The organism is Natronosalvus sp. KLKA75 (genome assembly GCF_059736265.1).
Window position 1 is genome coordinate 1,231,413 of record NZ_CM185522.1, and the last position, 17,522, is coordinate 1,248,934.

The following is a 17,522-nucleotide window of genomic DNA, read 5'->3' on the forward strand; positions in this document are numbered from 1 at the left end:
ATGGTCGATCTCGCCTTCGTGTCGACGGTCGCGTTCGCAGTCGGAGCCGGTATCGCGACGTTCTTCTCCCCGTGTGCGTACCCGTTGCTCCCGGGGTACGTCGGCTACTACGCGAGCCGAACCGAGGACGCAGAGCCAACGCTCGGGGGTTCGCTCGCTCGCGGTGTCGTCGCCGGTGCTGGCGTCATTGCCACGTTTCTCGTCCTCCTCGGGGCGACGTTCGTGGTCGGCCACGAGACGCTCTCGAACATTACCCTGTTCGAACCGATCGTCGGCGCGTTGTTGATCGTGTTCGGACTTCTGGTCGTCGCCGGACGAGCCCCCTCGCTGTCTTTCGCGCTCCCGAAACGGCGCTCGAGCGTCCTCGGGTTCGGCGTCTTCGGCGCCGGGTACGCGCTCGCGGCGGCCGGCTGCGTCGCGCCGCTGTTCCTCGGCGTCCTGACCAGCGCGCTCTCGTTACCGGCGGGCGCTGGCGCGCTCGTCCTCATCGCGTACGTGGGGAGCGTCACCGGACTCATGATCTCGCTCACCGTCGCGACGGGGATGGGACTCGTCGCCGGGGCGGGGTGGATCGCAGCGCACACGGGAACGATCGAACGCCTCGCTGGCGCCGTCATGATCGTCGCCGGACTCGGGCAACTCTACCTCGCGATCGTGATCCTCGAGGTGCTGTGAGCGGTTTCGGAACCGTCGCCGTGAACGCAATCGCTCGCTACCGGTCGATACGGTGGGGCTACTTAATCGTCTCAGGACGGTCGTGTTCGACAGTGACTGACGAGACCGGGCGGCCAGACGACTCGCAGACGCCACCGCGTCGGAGGTGACTCCGGTGAGCGAGCGCGCCGGCCTCGAGTCTCGCGGTACGCCGCCAGTCCTCGTGATCGACCCGGCCGATAGCGTCGGCGAGACGGCGCGAACGCTCGAGGACGCCCTCGGCGTGGAGGCCGTTCATCGGGTGACCGACCTCGGGACGGCCCTCGAGTACCTCGAGATGGCGCAGGCGGGCTGTCTGGTGTACCCGTTCGACCTCCCACCGGCCGATCTGGAACGCGTTCGCGAGCGCGCCGACTGCCCGTTCCTGGCGGTCGCCGCTGGCGCTGACGCCGAGGCAGCGCTCGAGGCCGGGGCGACGGACGTGCTCGATCCGGACGCTTCGCGAGCGGAGGTTCGCGCACGCGTGGAAACAATACTCAAAGCGTCGTCACCGCCCGCCGTCGACCAGACCTGGACGGCACTCGAACGGGCCGCCCTCGAGAACGGACCCGGGACGGCTCTCGTCGTCGACTCGACGGATACCGTGGAGTCGGCCCTCCCCTCCGTCGAGGCCGTGATGGGGTACACGCCGGGCGAACTCGTCGGCCGACCCGTCGCGGATGTCGTCCACGACGACGACCGACAATCGATCCGGCGCGCGCTCGAGGTGGCACGAACCTCGTCGGCGGACGAGGCGGGGGACGAGACGGCGGACGAGGGGGGAGTCGAGGCGGGGGGCGCCCCGACTGGGCCGCGAATCGTTCAGCTTCGCCATGTCGATGGCACGTGGCGAACGCACGTCGCGACGGTGAGAGGCGCCGACCCGGTACCCGACGACGGCCTCGTTCTGACCGTCGGCCCCACGCCAGAACCCGACTCGAGCGACGTCGAAGCCTGGGTCGGCGCGCTCGAGCGCCCGGCGTTCGCCGTCGACGAGGCGTGGCGGATCGTCGCGGCGTCCGACGAAGCCAGCGTCCTCTTCGTCGACGGTCCCACGGCCCGGACCCCGATCCAGGAGGCGCTGCCGGCGGACCGTCACGAGGCGATTCTCGCCCGTCTTCGGGAGGCTCGAGAGAGTGGGTCGTCGGTTCGGTTTCGGACGTCGCTCTCCTTCGACGGGGAGGGGTCGCCGGACGAGGAAGGCTCGACGCTCGAGTGGGTGGCCGCGCCCACGGACTCGGGCATGCTGGCCATCGCCGTGGGTGCGTCGACCGATCGCGACGAGGCGTCACCGAAGGACGAGGCGGGTCCGGCCGTCGAGACGGCACGGGCGCTCGAGGCGGTGACGGCGGCGCTCCGAATCGGCGTCGTCGTCTTCGACCGGGAGACGGAGCGAACGCTCGAGGCGAACCCGGTCGCACGGGAGCTGCTGGGTGCGACGGACGTGCTCGCCGGCGCGCTCGACTCGCTGGTTGACGAGCGAACGATGGACAGAATCCGACATCGAGCGGGCGACTCGACGGTACGGCGCGCGGACACCTTCGAGGCGACCGTCCGAACGGGAGACGGCGACCGAACCGTCTCGTCGACCGTCGTATCGCTGTCTCGAGACCGGGCGGCGCTCTGCATGCTCGGCGACCGGCCGCCGTCGGCGGACGTCGCCATAGTCTCCGCTCTCTTCCAGGCGAGTCGCACGATCCGGTCGGCGAGGTCGCCGTCGGTAGTGAGCCAGCACCTCGCCGACGGCATCCTCGCGCTCACCCCGTCGTCGGTCGCCTGCTGTTACCTGCTCGATGGTGAACGACTCTATCCGGCGGCCGTCGCGCCGACCGACGCCGATCCGGCGATACACTTCCCGACCCTCGACTGTGCGGACGTCCCGGCGCTGGACCCGCGGCAGCTGTCGGGACCGTCGCTCGGCCGTCTCGAGTCCGGGGCGTTCGACCCGCTGCTGGCAACGGGTGCGGTGGCGACCGATCAGGTGTTCGTCGCCCCGGTCGGCGACCGCGGAGTCGTCGTCGTGACGGGACTCGGCCTGCGAACGCTCGATTCGATGGACGTCGAGGCGACCGGCTGGGTGACGGCTCTGGCCGCGACCGAACTCGAGGCGATGGATCGCCGGCGCGCGCTCGAGGCGCTGGAGGAGACGGTCGACCGCCTCGAAGCGGACCGCGACCGACTGGGCGAGCTCGAGGCGGTCGTGCAGGGGCTCGAGTCCACGCTGGCCGATACCTCGGACCGTCGGGCCACTGAGTCGATACTCTGTACCGACCTGGCGGCGCTCGAGTGGATCGACGGCGCCTGGTTCGGTGACGTCGATCCGGCCGCCGAGACCGTCACCGAGCAAGCGAGCGCTGGGTCGTTGACCGCGAGTTCGCCGATCGGAAGCGACGGCTTCGCGGAAGACGGCGACTCGCTTTCGGCGGCAATCGAGTCTGGATCGGTGAGCCACGTCCCCGCCGCCGACCGGAACACGCCGGGGACGGTGGGACGAACCGACCGTCGTGGCCGATTCGACCGCCCCGACGACCAAGTCGGGGACGTCGTCTTCCTTCCATTGTCGTTCGACGACCGGCGATACGGCGTGCTGGCGCTCTCCGTCCCGGCAGCCGCCGTGACGTCCGACTTGCTCGAGCGACTCGAGACCCTCCGAACGCACCTCTCGCTCGCCTTCGCCGTCGGCGAGTACCGACGGTTCCTGAGCGCCGAGGACCGACTCGAACTCACGTTCGCGCTTCCGTCGGTCGACGACGGGGCGGACCGTCTTCGAACTGCGCCGGAGGAGCCGGCAGAAGGGCTCTCCTCGGATGAGGGTGGTGGTAGTGGTGACCCCCTCGTCGCCCTCGCCACACGCTGTCGGTGCCGGATCGACCTGCTGGCGCTCTCGGAGGGGGTGAGCGGGACGTCAGTCGTGTGCTCGATTGCAAACGACGACCTCGAGGCGTCGGCCGTTCGCTCGAATGCTGACGGGATCGAGGGCCTCGAGGCACTCGACGTTTCGAGCGAACGAGGCGCCCGTCTCCACGTCGAGGTTCGACTCGCTGGCGAGACGCTCGCCGGACTGGTAGGCGCACACGGGGGAGACCTCCGAACGATAGACGGGCGCGAGCGGCGACCGGCGTTCGTCGTGGACCTCGCACCCGGAACCAGCATCCGGTCGTTCGTCGACCGACTCGAACGCTGGGAATCGGGCGTCGAACTCCGTTCGAAACGCGTCGTCTCGTCCGGGGACCGTCCGGCGAGTTCGTTCGAGGACCGCGTCAGCAATCAGTTGACCGAGCGCCAGCTCGAGACGCTCAGGCTCGCTTACTACTCGGGTTACTTCGAGTCCCCGCGCGAGCACACCGGCGGCGAGGTCGCCGATCTGCTCGACGTCTCTCAGCCGACGTTCACGCGACACTTGCGCATCGCCGAACGAAAAGTGTACGAACTTCTGTTCGAGGCGGGGTGGCTCGAGCGACCACCGGACTGACTCGCCGTTCCGGACCCTCATCTCGTCGCTGGAACGCACGTCGCGGCCGGAAATTCCGAATTACTCACCACGTCGTGACTATCACTGAAGTCGATGAATGAATCAGTTTAGCGCCTCGTTAACCGTCCGTTTCGCCATTTAGCGTCTACCACCAAGTGACTCGGGGCGAAATGCACGCTTGATGTACTTGTCTGCGATAAGCGGCGATTACCCGACTCTCGTTCCGTGCGGGGTGGTCCGTCGATGAGCACTAACCCCCTCGACGCCGATTCGGTTCCGCTTCGATCTCAGGCCGACGGCGGAATTGTCGCCGAACTCGAACTCGATCACGACGCGTTGATTCTTCGACCGACGCTTCAACGACTCTCCAGCGGTCGCGTCGACCTCGAGTACTCGAGCGAACTCGAGGACGGCACTACGGTGATCTTCTTCGTCGCCGAGGCCGCTCCTTTCGACGAGCTCGAATCTGCGCTCGCGCGCGATACCACGGTCTCGAATCCGACGCTAGTAGAACGATACCCGCGAAAACGGGTGTATCGAGCCACGGTTACCGACCGCGCCGTTCGATTCACGAGCCAGGTCGTCGAAGCCGGCGGCCGCGTCCTCGACCTCTCGAGCGGACAGACCGGCTGGGTGCTTCGAACGCGCTTTCCCGACCGCGATAGCTTACTGGCGTTCAACCAGTCGTGTCGCCGACGAGGAATCTCGTTTCACGTCAACCACTTGCGCCTGGCGGAAGCGAACGAGACGACCGCGATTGGACTAACCGAGAAACAGGAAGAACTTCTGAGCGTCGCCTACGAGGAGGGGTACTTCGACGTTCCTCGTGGCATCTCACAGGACGAACTCGCCGAGACGCTGGGGATCTCGAAATCCGCCGTCTCCCAGCGGCTCCGCCGGGCGGTGACCGAGCTGTGTGAGTCGTCGCTCTAGGGCTCGATCCGAGCCGCTCGAGTCACGATTATAGACTGTGTTATAGACGCTGTTTTCGATCGTGTAATCAGTTCAAAACTGTTTCCGGAAACGCGATGGGTGAACATACCGATGGAAAGGACCGTCTGCGCGGGCGGAATTCTCTCCCATCTCGTGAAATAATTCCATCTGCGTCGAAAGACGGCAATTTCGACGGGCTCGAGGCCGGTTCGCGACGTATCAGCCGGTGGAGAGAGTACGTGGTGACTATCGACTGCGTTAGTGGATCTATAGTAATGGGTCGAGCGCCGCTCTGTAGTGCTATGACAGTGCATCGTTTGACGGTCCGAGCGACCCGTGGCGGCTCCCCCCGAAACCGCTTCGCATCTCTCCCTCGCACCCGGCAGACTCCCGCGGTCGACGTCGCGATCAACGAGGTGAGCCACTGATGTGTGGCATCATCGGACGCGTGGGCACCGACCAGGCGATCGATACCCTGCTGACCGGGCTCGAGAACCTCGAGTATCGCGGCTACGACTCCGCGGGCGTCGCCGTCCAGAACGGCTCCGGAATCAAAGTCCAGAAGCGCTCCGGGAAGGTCGACGATCTGAAGCGCACGATCGACAGCGACAATCTCCACGGCGAGGTCGGCATCGGCCACACCCGCTGGTCCACCCACGGGCCGCCGACTGACGAAAACGCCCATCCTCACACCGATTCGACCCAGGACGTCGCCGTCGTCCACAACGGTATCATCGAGAACTACGCCGAACTGAAAGCCGACCTCGTAGCCGCGGGCCACGAGTTCACCAGCGACACCGACACCGAGGTCATCCCGCACCTCATCCAGTCGTACTTCGACGAGGGCGCCTCCGCCGAGGCGGCGTTCCGACAGGCCATCGACGACCTCGAGGGCAGCTACGCGGTGGCCGCGATGGTCGCCGACGATCACGTCATCTATGCCGCTCGACAGGGCTCGCCGCTGGTCGTCGGCCTCGACGAGGAGGGCTACTTCCTCGCCAGCGACGTCCCCGCGTTCCTCGAGTACACCGACAGCGTCGTCTACCTCGAAGACGGCGACGTGATCGTCGTCCGTCCCGACGGCATCGAGTTCACGGACCTCGAGGGCAACGCCATCGAACGTGAGGCCGAGACGGTGAACTGGGACCCCGAACAGGCCGGCAAGGGCGAGTACGACCACTTCATGCTCAAGGAAATTTACGAGCAGGGCACCTCGCTCAGCCAGGCCATCGAGGGCCGGATCGATCACGAGGCCGGCGACGTCGCCCTCGAGTCGTTCCCCCCGGGAACGTTCGAGGGAATCGAGCGCGTGCAGTTCGTCGCCTGCGGTACGTCCTATCACGCCGCCCTCTACGGATCGATCGCGATGAACTGCGCCGGCGTCCAGACGAGCGCCCACCTCGCCAACGAGTACGGGGTAAGTGCTCCTCCCGTGGACGAGGACACGCTCGTGATCGCCGTCACTCAGAGCGGTGAGACCGCAGACACCCTCTCGGCGATGCGCCAGGCGGCGGCCGACGGCGCCCGACTGCTGACGGTGACGAACGTGGTCGGCTCGACGGCCGCGCGACTGGCCGACGACACCCTGCTCATCCGCGCCGGCCCCGAAATCGGCGTCGCCGCGACGAAGACGTTCTCCTCGCAGGCCGTCATGCTCCTGTTGCTCGCCCAGCGGGTGACCGGCGACGTCGTCGGCGAGCAGCGAGCGAACCTGGAGTCGCTGCTCGAGGACATCTCGGCGCTCCCGGAGACGATCGAGTCGGTCCTCGAGGACGACGATTCGAGGGACCTCGCCGAGCAGTACCTCGACAGCCAGTCGTTCTTCTTCATCGGTCGCGGCCTCGGATTCCCGGTCGCGCTCGAGGGCGCGCTGAAGTTCAAGGAGATTACCTACGAGCACGCCGAGGGGTTCGCTTCGGGCGAACTGAAACACGGCCCGCTGGCGCTCGTCACCCCCGAAACGCCGGTGTTCGCGATCTTCACCGGCGAGGAGGACGAGAAAGTACTGAACAACGCCGAGGAAGCCCAGACGCGGGGCGCACCGGTGATCGCGGTGTGTCCCGAGGGCCATCGTGCGTTGAACATCGCGGACGCCCACCTCGAGATTCCGGACGTCGATCCGGACCTGGCGGGCCTGCTCGCGAACGTCCAGCTCCAGCTGGTGTCCTACCACGCGGCGAACGCGCTGGGACGACCGATCGACAAGCCCCGGAATCTGGCGAAGAGCGTCACGGTCGAATAATCGGGCATCAATTCGGGTGACCGCCTCGAGGTGACGAGGCCGCCGTTTCCGGTCACGTGATCCCGACTATCGAGACGCTGCCGTGGTGCCGGACGGTTTTCATCGGTTCGATTCCCAATACTATACAATCAATAGTCAGAACGCGGTCTCGTTACAGGTGGTCGAGTGACTCTCTTGGTCTCGGGTGACGCGCCGATTAGCACCGAATGCGTCGCTCTCGAGGCGAGCCAGCGAGTACCGTCAGCGAAAACACTCAGTCGATGTGCCCTTCGCGGCGCAGCTGGTCGGCGTCCTGGCCGGTGTAGCGCCACTCGATCGTCGCCTTCTCGTCCTGCCAGTCCCAGGGTTCGGCGACGACGATGTCGTCCTCGTTGATCCAGGTCCGGTACTTCATGCGGCCGGGGATACGGCCGAGACGGCTCTTGCCGTCCTCACACTGGAGTCGGACGTGGTTGCCGCCGAGGTGTTCGGTGACAACGGCGAACACTTCGTCGTCGTTGGGCATCCGCAAATTGCGTCGTTGGTGTTCTTCGCTCACACCATCACTACGAACTCCAGCGGTATAACGTATCGGTGGCTCGTGGTATCATATAACGAGACACTCGAGGGAGGAAACACAGAGACGCACCCGTCGGTTGGCGTCGGACTCGAGATGCGTCGAGAACTGTCCGTGAGTATCGGTCCTGGTCGACTGCCGCCTGCTGGCTATCGGTCCCGGTCGACGGTCTCTCCCGGATAACTTGTCGCCCCCGAAGAGAGTTTCAATCCCGGCGTCAGGCTGGTGTTGATGCCCGTCTTGACCTCGTCGCCCGCGACGACGCCGAACTTCCGGCGACCGGTCGAGACGCGCTCACCCTTTACGGTGAACCGGACGTCCTCGCCGTCGTGGCGCAGGTTCGCGACGTTCGTCCCGGCGCCGAAGTTCACGTTCTCCCCGAGGACGCTGTCGCCCACGTACGAGAGGTGGCCCACGGTCGCTCCCGCCGAGAGGACGCTGTTTTTCACCTCGACGGCGTGGCCGACTTTCGCGCCCTCGCCAACGAGGGTCGAGCCGCGAACGTAGGCGTTCGGACCCACGGTCGCCCCCTCCCGGATCAGCGCCGGTCCTTCGATTACGACGCCGGCACGGACCTCTGCGCCCTCCTCGACCACGACGGTTCCCTCGAGTGTGGCGTCCTCGCTCACGTCGCCGTCGATTCGGGAATCGAGTTCGCCGAGTTTCCACTCGTTGGCCTCGAGCAACTCCCACGGGCGACCCACGTCGAGCCAGCGGTCGACGACCACGGGCGTGACGTCGAACTCGTCGATGACCGTCGCGAGCACGTCCGTGATCTCGTACTCGCCGCGCTCGCTCTCGGGAACCTCGAGCCACGCTTTCGCCTCGGCGGGGAAGGCGTAAGCCCCGGCGTTGGCGAGGTTGGTGGGCGGGTTCTCCGGCTTTTCGACGATGTCCGTGACGCTTTCGTCGTCGGTGCTGAGCACGCCGTAGTGTTGCGGTTCCTCGACTTCGATCGCACAGACGGCAGGACAGCGAGTGAAGAGTTCGTCGATGGCCGCCTGATCGTAGAGGTTGTCGCCGTTGAGAACGGCGAAGGGGCCCTCGAGGTGCTCGCGCGCCGCGTTGACGGCGTGGGCGGTTCCCTCCTGGGACTCCTGGACGGCGTAGCGGATCGGTGTCGAACGGTACTCTGTGCCGAAGTGCGAGCGAACCGCATCGGCCTCGTACCCGATTACCAGAACGATTTCGTCGGCTCCGGCGTCGATGGCGGTGTCGACGGTGTGGCCGAGCAGCGGGCGGTCGGCAACCGGGAGCATCGGTTTCGGCAACTCGCCCGAGAGCGGACGAATCCGGGTCCCCTCCCCAGCAGCGAGAATCACGGCTTTCATCAGTACCTACGGGTTATACGAATTCACGGATAACTATACGGGTTATGGGATGAGAAGGTGCAAAACCTCGCCGTTCACGGTGGGGATACGCGCCGTCACTGGATGACACTACCCACCGATGACTGCACGGCTGGATATTCCACGTACCAACCCAAACATTCACAATAAAAGGCACCATAACTGGTTATGGAGACGTTTCACGAATGTACGTCCACCGCACATATCGGGCGAAAATCCGCAACCACTCACCAGTGGAGCGGATGCTCGACCTGCACGCATGGAGTGCATCGAAACTGTGGAACGTTGCGAACCATCACTCCCGGCAAGTGTGGGAGGAAACTGGCGAGATTCCCGACGATTCGGACTTGAAGCGCGAGTTGAAAGGTCACACCAAATACAAGGGACTGCACAGCCAGTCCAGTCAGCGCGTTCTGGAGGAACTCGCTGAAGCCTTCAACTCGTGGTATGGCAAACGCAAGAACGACTCTCGTGCGAATCCGCCCGGCTACCGCAAGAAAAACTACTACGACGACAACGGCAACCGCGTCCACGAAGAACACCCGCGTTCCACCGTGACGTGGAAGCAGAAAGGCATCCGTCACGACTCGAAACACAATCGCGTCCGCCTCTCGAAGGGCGCGAACCACAAAGACCACCCGCGAGACTGGGACTACATCCTCGTCGAGTACGAGACTCGTCCCGAGGTCACGGTTGAAAACCTGCAACAAGTCAGGGCCGTCTACAGCAAGTCGAAACAGCGGTGGGAACTCCACCTTGTCTGCAAACACGAAGTGGAGACACCCGACGCACCCGGCACCGAGACGGCGGGCATCGACCTCGGCATCTGCAACTTCGCCGCCGTCGCATACAGCACCGAGGAATCCGACCTCTATCCCGGCAACCGCTTGAAGCAAGACGGGTACTACTTCCCGAAAGAAATCGCCAAGTGCGACGACTCGGGCGGTAAAGAAGCTACTCGTCTGCACGCGAAGTGGTCGGAGCGCCGCACCCACTTCTTCCACAGTCTCGCCAAACACATCGTCGAACGGTGTATTGAGAGAGGAGTGGGGCGCATCAACATCGGTAAGCTCAACGGTATTCGAGAGGACGAGAACGGTGAGTCGAAAAGCTGGGGTCGGCACGGCAACCTTGACTTGCACGGGTGGGCGTTCGACCGCTTCACGAAGATACTCACTTACAAAGCGAAAGTCGAGGGCATCGAGGTCGTAGAAGTATCCGAACGCGACACGAGCAAGACGTGTTGCGTATGCGGTAGGAAAGTCGATAGTCAGCGCGTTGAACGCGGCCTGTACGTGTGCGACGAACACGATGATGCGTTCAACGCCGACGTGAACGGGGCGGAGAATATCCGTCTCGACATTAATCAAAGTAACTCCGAGTCTTCGGCCAGTTTGGACGAGGATAGGAGTACCGGCTGGTTGGCACAGCCCGGAGTCTACCTTCACGACTTGACACGCGGATTCTTACCGCGTGACCAAGTGGTAGACTGCAAACCATAATATCCCAACGCTCGGGAATCCTCGCCCTTCAGGGCGGGGAGGATGTCAAACGATCACCCGATGGGAACGTGACCGACTCTCGAGGACGTCGTTCAGCGAGGGAGACGCGACGGCGTTTCGTCGACCACACCGGTTCGGCGTTGAGATCGGGCCACTACCCGAGCGAGCACGGTCGGGTGAACGATTCGCATTCGTCTTCCCGAGTGTTGCAACTGACCGTATCGGGTTCGTTCGCGTTCGTTCCCCTCGAAAACGGCAGGGACCACTCGGCCGACTGGCGACCGTCTATCCCGCGACTAATTTCGTATTACGTGCAAATAACGATCCATTACACGCTTACCGTCGGCTGATTGTCCGGATTTCGGGACACTGTCCCATTCGAGACTTGCACGGCGATTTGAAACGCTTGCAGCCGATTTCATTCGTTAGGCGACCTATAGTAAATACCCTAACGTCGAAAGAGGCTGTTGATGTCGACTGAACCAACGCAGTGGACCCCGATGGCGTCTCGAGAGGCGGCGACCACGACTACACCTGAGTGCCTGAACTGTGGCAACCGGGTGACCCGGCAGTTCGCCCGCGTGTTCGGCGACAATCGAGACGACGTCCACGCGTGCCCGGACTGTTCGACCTACCGCGAGATGAAGACGGCCGATTTCATCCCCGAAGATCGACGCTGACCGCCCGTCGTGGTTCGTAAACCCCTACCTGATCACTCGGCCCCCACGCTCCGCGGCTCGAACACCAAAATCGCCTCGTCCGGGAATTGCCTGTCACCCGGCATCGAGGCGCTTTATTCGACGCGATCGCGCGCCGCCGCCACGACCAGCGGCAGCGTGATGGTCGCGTCGGCGTACACCGACACATTTTGAGCCTCCGGCTCGAGTTTCCCCCACGACCGGGCCTCGTCGAGGGTCGCCCCCGAGAGGCCGCCGGTCTGGGGCGGGTCCATCGTCAACTGGACGGCGTAGTCGTAGGCTCGTGGAGTGACCAACATCGTCTGGAGCGTGAAGTTCTTCGGCACCCCGCCGCCGACGACGAACGCGCCGGCCTCGTCCGCCTCGAACGCCAGGTCGGTCAGGCCGGTCATGTCCCCCAGTGCGTCGAGTGAGAAGGCGGTCGTCTGGGAATACATCCAGGCCTGGAGTCCCAGCACCGAATCCTGGACCGCGGGACAGTAGATCGGCACGTCGTTCTCGTAGGCCGCCGCCGCGAGACCGGGATCCTCGTCGATGCCGTTTCGTTCGTTCACGTCCGCGTTCGCCCGTCCGAGTTCGCGGGTCAGCCGTTCGATCGAGACCGACCCCTCGTCTTCGCACTCGGACTCGAGGACGGGGAACACCTCCTCCCGGAGGTGGTTCTCGAACTCGGCGAAGTGTTCCTGGGGGAGGTAGACGTTGTAGATTCGGTCGACGCCCTCCTCGCGAAGCGATTCGTCGTGTTCGCGTTCGGTCTTGCCCTCGGCGTGGACGGCGCCGTGGTGGTGTTTCCCGCCGATGGCCTCGATCGAGTCGTGAGTGAGGTTCGCCCCGGTCGTCACCAGGACGTCGATGTACCCGTCGCGAACGAGATCGGAGACGATCTTGCGCATCCCCGTCGGCACCATCGCGCCCGCGAGGCCGAAGAAGACGGTGACGTCGTCGTCGAACATGGCGCTCGTGACGTCGATCGCCTCGTGGAGGTTCGCCGCGCCGACGCCCGCGCGTCCGTACTGGGTCGCGAGATCGTCGACGGACATCCCGGAACGGACTTCGGCGTGGCCGACGGGGTCGTGGGCGAACGTCTCTCGCTCGGGTTCGTGATGATCGGCATCGTGTTCCGAATCGTGACCGTCGTTGTCGTGACCGTGATCGTGATCGGGGTCGTGGGCCTCGTCGCCAGTCATACTCGAGCGTGAGGGTGCCAGTCGTTTCAACGCCGCGATTTCCGGCACGACAGGTTCGTCGAATCGCACCGGCGTTCTCGATGATTCTGCCAATTGGTCTCGAGCGGTTCAGTCCGAACTGAAAGCCTACGGCTCGAGGCTCGTGGCTCACGCGTCGCATCGGCGGCGAAAAAATAACAGGTGCAGGGGAACTGTCGGCGTTCGCGTCAGGTCAGTCGTCGTACTCCTCACACAGCGTGTCGGTGTCGGCGTCGGCCTCGTCGATCTTCTTGTTGTTGAAGTAGAGGTTGACCATCGCCTTCCCTTTCTTGTCGAGGTCGACCCAGAAGTAGTGGGTCTCGCCGACGTCGAGTTTGATCGTGTCGGCCTCTTTAGTGTAGGCGCTCTTCCAGGTCACCCGGACCTTGTAGTCGTAGCAGTTGTGGATGGCGAACCTGGCCTTCCCCGGCTTCTTGCCCTTTCCGGGCTGGTAACAGAGCCCGTCGAGGTCGATGGCCTCTTTGGGGTTCTCGGGGCCACAGACCTTCTCGGCGACCTCGTCGGTGTCGAGTTCCTCGCCGAGGTACGAGAGGGTCACGTCGTCGTCATCGTCGTCGACGTCGACCCAGACGTCCAGCGAGTCCATCGCGGGGACGTAACCGGAGCCGTCGTAGTCGCAGTCGTCGTCATCGTCATCGTCATCGTCGTCGACCGACCAGGACACGGGCACCGTCTGCTGGTTGTAGTTGAACACGCGGAAGCGTGCGCGGCCGTTCTCGTGGCAGACCGCCCGGAACCGGATCTTGTGCGGGTTCGGCGTGCAGCGTTCGTCGGTGTTGGCGTCGGCCTCGTCGACCTGCTCGTCGTCGTAGAGTAGTTTGACGTGTGCCTTCCCCTTCTTGTCGAGGTCGGCCCAGAAGCATCGCGTGCCGCGTGCGGGCACTTCCAGGAGTCCCGCCTGGTGCATGTAGGTACTGCGCCAGACGACCTTGACGTCCTCGTAGAACTGGTTGTGGACGCAGAACTTCGCCATCCCGGGGAAGTGGTCGCCCTTCTTCTTTTTCTTCCCTTTCGAGCCGTCGTCGACGTCTCCGATCGTGAACGCGCTCACCGACGACTCCTCGTCGTTCAGCGTGAACCGCGCGGTGTAAACGCCCGCCTCGGCCGGGTTCTTGACGTCGTCGAGGCAGACCCGGATCTCGTCGCCCTCCTCGAGGTCGTAATCACCGCCGAAGGTGAGCGTGAGCGTCTGGCCATCGTCGTCATCGTCGACCTCGTCCAGGTCGTCGGTCACGTCGTCACCATTCAGCTCGACCGATACGTCATCGTCGTCGACGTTCGAGACGTCGATGCCGCTTCCACAGAAGTCGGCCTCGATCTCGTTCAGCGAGTTCCCGTCGGCGTCGTCACCGACCGTGAGCGTGAAGCAGTACGTCGCCTCGTCGCAGGTCCCGTCGGGGTCGACCGTGACGTCGTTCTCGCCGTTGTAGACGCGTTCATCGATGTAACACGCGGCCTCGAGGTCGATCGCTTCTTTGGGGTCTTCGGGCGCACACACCTTCTGGTCGTTGGCGTGCTTGACGTCGATCTGTTCGCCGTCGTAGAAGAGCCTGACCGTGGCGTCACCGTGGTCGGCGTTGACCCAGAAGTACGCCGAGTCCTTGCCGGACACTTTGAGCGAGCCGGACTGGTCGGTTCCGTAGACGTCCCAGGTGACTTTCACCGTCTTCTTGTTGTGGTTGTCGACGCGGAACTTCGATCGGTCTTCCTCGTAGCAGCTGGCCACGAGCCTGATGTTGTCGGCCATCCCCTCGCCTGCGCTCACGGTCCCGGTAGCGAAGCCGGTGCCACCGAGGAGCGCGCCGGAGGCGGCGATTCGTTTGAGGCTGTCTCGTCTCGTGATGGATCGTTCGTCTGTCATCGTAGTCTCCCGGGGGATCGCCCCCAGAGTGAGTACACCTCCACGAGATGGACAGTTTGTAATCGATGAACTACCGGTTTTCACGAGCATCCTTCGGCGCGAATCGTCTCGCACGCGAGAATGCCACCGTCGCTGAACGAACGAGGGTGTGAGAATCGCTCGAGTAACAGGTCCCAAACTCGATTCCATCACTGATTAGACGAGTGACAGGACACGTATCCGGCCAGCCGACCCGTCGATTCGTTCCCCGAGTAGAGACCCCCTTCGCCGGAAACGGACCGCCGTTTGAGGGAGTAGGAGGCGATTAGCGGGCTCGAGAACGGCCCATGTGGAGTCGTTGCCTCTCCTCGATGTGTTCGCGCGCCCCAGGGTAGCGACGGCGGAACGAACCGAAATTCGATGCAATGGTTGGCGAGCTAATTGGTCGACGCGGGCGCGGCTCGTCGCCGGATCACCTGCTCACAGCCCCGTCGGCGCCTCCAGGAACGTCGTCTCGAGGCCCCACTCCTCGACCATCCCCTGCAACGACCGGACGCCGAACGTCTCGGTGGCGTAGTGGCCCGCCAGGACGACGTGCACTCCCGCCTCCTTCGCCTCGTGGTAGACCTGCTGTTTGCCCTCGCCGGTGACGAGTGCGTCTGCGCCGGCGTCGACGGCCTCCTCGAGCCAGTCGACGCCGGATCCGGTGACGATGGCGACGTTCTCGATCTCGTCGGGACCGGAATCGAGGAGTTGGACCGGCTGGCCGCCAGTGTCGAGCGTGGACTCGAGCGTCTCCTGGAGTTCCTCGGGTGCGTACGACTCGGCCGTGCGCCCTCGCTGGCCGATGTACTCCGGCCCGTACGCGCCGAACGGTCGGCGCTCCTCGAGGTCGAGCACGTCGGCCACTCCGGCGGCGTTGCCCAGTTCCTGGTGGCCATCCAGCGGGAGGTGGGAGACGTAGAGCGCCAGGTCGTGTTCGATCAGGGGCTCGAGGCGGTCGTAGGTCCGTCCGGTGACGCGCTCGAACCCGCCCCAGGAGAGACCGTGATGGGTGACGAGTACGTCCGCGCCTGCGTCCGCGGCGGCGTCGATCGTCTCTCGAGCGGCGTCGACGGCGAACGCCGCGTGCTCGACCATCTTTTCGTCGGGGCCGACCTGGAGGCCGTTCGCGCTGGCGTCCAGGTCGGCGAAGTCCGCGGTTCTGAGTTCCGCGTCGAAGCGGTCGACGAGCGTGGTGAGGTCCATGCTCGAGGGTTCGTCGGGAGGGGTGTTGAGTCGGACGGTTCGGACTCGACGTCGATCAACGCTCGACGCATCTCGGGATAGCGGGAGGAACGTGACGATACTCAAAGGAACAACACGATCAGGGTGGCGAGTATCGCGAGAACGAGTATCCCCACGCCGATTCGTACCGGCGTGAAAGCGCTGTCCTCGTTCGCAGGTTGGACCGCTGTCTCACGAAACTCCGGCCCGAGGGTGTGAACTTGGTCCAGGTTCGGGCAGCTGTGGTTCTCGGAAAGACGGTGTTCGCGACAGTAGTATTCGCCACAGTAGTTGCAATCGTTCGGAAGATCCAGCGGTTCGTGGCACACGTGACAGCGGGACATCTGTACTAGCGCTAGCTCTCGATTAGGACGTGATAACGTTTCCCACGTTCGAGTTACTGGATGAAGAGTTCTATTCGACCATCGCTTCGGCTCGAGCCTACCGGTACTGATTCAATCGCGCTTTCAGCCGCTTCGCCGCCTGGCCCGCGACGTCGGCGAACTTCTCACCTGCCTCCTCGCCCGCGAAGATGATCCCGCGCGAGGAGTTCACGAGGCCGACCCCGTTCGCCAGGCCGAACTCGACGGCCGCCTCGGCGTCCCCGCCCTGGGCGCCGACTCCGGGGACCAGGAACGGCAGGTCGGGCACCTGCTCGCGCAGGTCCTCGAGTTCCTCGGGCTTCGTCGCACCCACGACCAGCCCCACGTTGTCGTTCTCGTTCCAGAGGTCCGCGAGGGCCGCGACGCGTTCGTACAGTGGTTCGCCGGTCTCGAGTTCGAGGTCCTGCAGGTCGGCCCCGCCGGGGTTCGACGTGCGACAGAGGACGAAGACGCCCGCTTCTTCGTTCGCCAGGAACGGCTGGAGGGAGTCCCGGCCCATGTAGGGGTTGACGGTGATGGCGTCTGCTTTCTCGAGCAATTGTGCATATTGTCGCGTCGTGTTCCCGATGTCTGCCCGCTTGGCGTCGAGCAGCACGGGAACGCCCTTCCCGTGGGCGTAGGCGATGGTCTCCTCGAGGGCTCGCCAGCCGTCGGGGTCCTCGTAGAACGCGGCGTTGGGTTTGAACACCGCGGCGTGCTCGTGCGTGGCGTCGATAATCCGGCGGTTGAACGCCCACCGCGGGAGGTCGTGGTCCCGCAGGTGCTCGGGAATGCGCTTCGGGTCCGGGTCGAGACCGACGCTGACGACGCTGTCGACCGTCACGATGCGGTCGTGCAACCGATCGAAGAAGTTCATGGCCTCAAGTGCTCGAGGCAGGGACGAAAACGTTGCTATTGTGGACGTCCGGACGGAGTGATGGTCGCTGGTTCGAACGACCGGTCGGGGTGGAAGGGATTCGACACCTGATACGGTCGCTTCGCCCTCTGGGTTGCGCCTCGAGAAGGGGATCTGGCGCCCATCTCCAGTTACATGTGTTATCCAGCACAATCTCGGATGCGTTCGAGCGCGCCAAAATAAACGCTCGAGGCGGCGCTCGCCGCAGAGAGCGCGGACAGTCGTCACCGCGCAGCCAACGCGTGTCGCTCTCGGGCCGCCAGTGCCCCGTCGTGGATCGCACGACGGTGATCGTTCCAGGTTACGTACTTCGAGATCGGCGTCGCCCCGACTGGGACGGTCGATCGGTGCTGTGCTTTCGGGTGCTCCATAGCACAGATACCTATGTCATGTGTGAGCATAAGACAGTCGTCGGCTGCCCGTCGACACAATCGTTCGCTGGCACGAGCGAGACCCTGTTCGCGGAC

General features: G+C 64.3%; 13 protein-coding genes. 6 read left to right on the forward strand and 7 right to left on the reverse strand.

Features of this window, described 5'->3' with window-relative positions; all coding sequences use genetic code 11:
• The 4 genes from AC6I65_RS06055 (at window position 1) to glmS (ending at window position 7,340) form a co-directional block, all read left to right on the forward strand.
• Complete coding sequence (locus tag AC6I65_RS06055) at window positions 1-675, forward strand: cytochrome c biogenesis CcdA family protein (RefSeq protein WP_497903132.1); 675 nt, start codon at window positions 1-3, stop codon at window positions 673-675.
• Between the two features lie 154 nt (window positions 676-829).
• Window positions 830-4,165: a bacterio-opsin activator domain-containing protein gene (locus AC6I65_RS06060; RefSeq protein WP_497903133.1), complete on the forward strand. Its 3,336-nt coding sequence runs from the start codon at window positions 830-832 to the stop codon at window positions 4,163-4,165.
• Window positions 4,166-4,408: 243 nt separating this feature from the next.
• A complete protein-coding gene (locus AC6I65_RS06065; RefSeq protein ID WP_497901046.1) occupies window positions 4,409-5,098 on the forward strand; it encodes a helix-turn-helix domain-containing protein in 690 nt (229 codons plus the stop codon).
• A 427-nt stretch (window positions 5,099-5,525) separates the two neighbouring features.
• Window positions 5,526-7,340: a glutamine--fructose-6-phosphate transaminase (isomerizing) gene (glmS, locus tag AC6I65_RS06070; protein ID WP_497901047.1), complete on the forward strand. Its 1,815-nt coding sequence runs from the start codon at window positions 5,526-5,528 to the stop codon at window positions 7,338-7,340.
• A gap of 253 nt (window positions 7,341-7,593) precedes the next feature.
• Here glmS and AC6I65_RS06075 read toward each other — a convergent pair whose 3' ends face one another.
• Complete coding sequence (locus AC6I65_RS06075) at window positions 7,594-7,845, reverse strand: translation initiation factor eIF-1A (RefSeq protein ID WP_254160516.1); 252 nt, start codon at window positions 7,843-7,845, stop codon at window positions 7,594-7,596.
• A gap of 200 nt (window positions 7,846-8,045) precedes the next feature.
• The gene (glmU, locus tag AC6I65_RS06080) at window positions 8,046-9,227 is read right to left on the reverse strand and encodes a bifunctional sugar-1-phosphate nucleotidylyltransferase/acetyltransferase (RefSeq protein ID WP_497901048.1); all 1,182 of its coding nucleotides are present in this window, start codon (window positions 9,225-9,227) and stop codon (window positions 8,046-8,048) included.
• A 203-nt stretch (window positions 9,228-9,430) separates the two neighbouring features.
• Between glmU and AC6I65_RS06085 the strand changes: the two genes are divergently transcribed.
• Both AC6I65_RS06085 and AC6I65_RS06090 read left to right on the forward strand, forming a co-directional pair.
• On the forward strand, window positions 9,431-10,747 hold the full coding sequence (locus tag AC6I65_RS06085; RefSeq protein WP_497901049.1) for an RNA-guided endonuclease InsQ/TnpB family protein: 1,317 nt from the start codon (window positions 9,431-9,433) through the stop codon (window positions 10,745-10,747).
• A 470-nt stretch (window positions 10,748-11,217) separates the two neighbouring features.
• A complete protein-coding gene (locus AC6I65_RS06090; protein ID WP_253434122.1) occupies window positions 11,218-11,427 on the forward strand; it encodes a DUF7563 family protein in 210 nt (69 codons plus the stop codon).
• A gap of 113 nt (window positions 11,428-11,540) precedes the next feature.
• On the opposite strand, the gene AC6I65_RS06095 is transcribed toward AC6I65_RS06090, so the two are convergent.
• The 5 genes from AC6I65_RS06095 to pyrF form a co-directional block, all read right to left on the reverse strand.
• Complete coding sequence (locus tag AC6I65_RS06095) at window positions 11,541-12,632, reverse strand: deoxyhypusine synthase (protein WP_497901050.1); 1,092 nt, start codon at window positions 12,630-12,632, stop codon at window positions 11,541-11,543.
• A gap of 211 nt (window positions 12,633-12,843) precedes the next feature.
• A complete protein-coding gene (locus AC6I65_RS06100) occupies window positions 12,844-14,532 on the reverse strand; it encodes a hypothetical protein (RefSeq protein WP_497901051.1) in 1,689 nt (562 codons plus the stop codon).
• Between the two features lie 459 nt (window positions 14,533-14,991).
• Entirely contained in the window at window positions 14,992-15,759 is a 768-nt protein-coding gene (locus tag AC6I65_RS06105; protein WP_497901052.1) for a Nif3-like dinuclear metal center hexameric protein, read from the reverse strand.
• Between the two features lie 101 nt (window positions 15,760-15,860).
• Entirely contained in the window at window positions 15,861-16,121 is a 261-nt protein-coding gene (locus tag AC6I65_RS06110) for an AN1-type zinc finger domain-containing protein (protein WP_497901053.1), read from the reverse strand.
• Window positions 16,122-16,218: 97 nt separating this feature from the next.
• Window positions 16,219-17,016, reverse strand: coding sequence for an orotidine-5'-phosphate decarboxylase (gene pyrF, locus AC6I65_RS06115; RefSeq protein ID WP_497901054.1), 798 nt, complete (start codon window positions 17,014-17,016; stop codon window positions 16,219-16,221).
• Window positions 17,017-17,522: the final 506 nt, after the last annotated feature.

Bases quoted from the DNA above. Each gene is read 5' to 3' on its own strand.
- AC6I65_RS06055 (WP_497903132.1), top strand. From the start codon at position 1: ATGGTCGATCTCGCCTTCGTGTCGACGGTCGCGTTCGCAGTCGGAGCC.
- AC6I65_RS06105 (WP_497901052.1), bottom strand. From the start codon at position 15,759: ATGGACCTCACCACGCTCGTCGACCGCTTCGACGCGGAACTCAGAACC.
- AC6I65_RS06100 (WP_497901051.1), bottom strand. From the start codon at position 14,532: ATGACAGACGAACGATCCATCACGAGACGAGACAGCCTCAAACGAATC.
- glmU (WP_497901048.1), bottom strand. From the start codon at position 9,227: ATGAAAGCCGTGATTCTCGCTGCTGGGGAGGGGACCCGGATTCGTCCG.
- pyrF (WP_497901054.1), bottom strand. From the start codon at position 17,016: ATGAACTTCTTCGATCGGTTGCACGACCGCATCGTGACGGTCGACAGC.
- AC6I65_RS06065 (WP_497901046.1), top strand. From the start codon at position 4,409: ATGAGCACTAACCCCCTCGACGCCGATTCGGTTCCGCTTCGATCTCAG.
- AC6I65_RS06110 (WP_497901053.1), bottom strand. From the start codon at position 16,121: ATGTCCCGCTGTCACGTGTGCCACGAACCGCTGGATCTTCCGAACGAT.
- AC6I65_RS06095 (WP_497901050.1), bottom strand. From the start codon at position 12,632: ATGACTGGCGACGAGGCCCACGACCCCGATCACGATCACGGTCACGAC.
- AC6I65_RS06090 (WP_253434122.1), top strand. From the start codon at position 11,218: ATGTCGACTGAACCAACGCAGTGGACCCCGATGGCGTCTCGAGAGGCG.
- AC6I65_RS06085 (WP_497901049.1), top strand. From the start codon at position 9,431: ATGTACGTCCACCGCACATATCGGGCGAAAATCCGCAACCACTCACCA.
- AC6I65_RS06075 (WP_254160516.1), bottom strand. From the start codon at position 7,845: ATGCCCAACGACGACGAAGTGTTCGCCGTTGTCACCGAACACCTCGGC.
- glmS (WP_497901047.1), top strand. From the start codon at position 5,526: ATGTGTGGCATCATCGGACGCGTGGGCACCGACCAGGCGATCGATACC.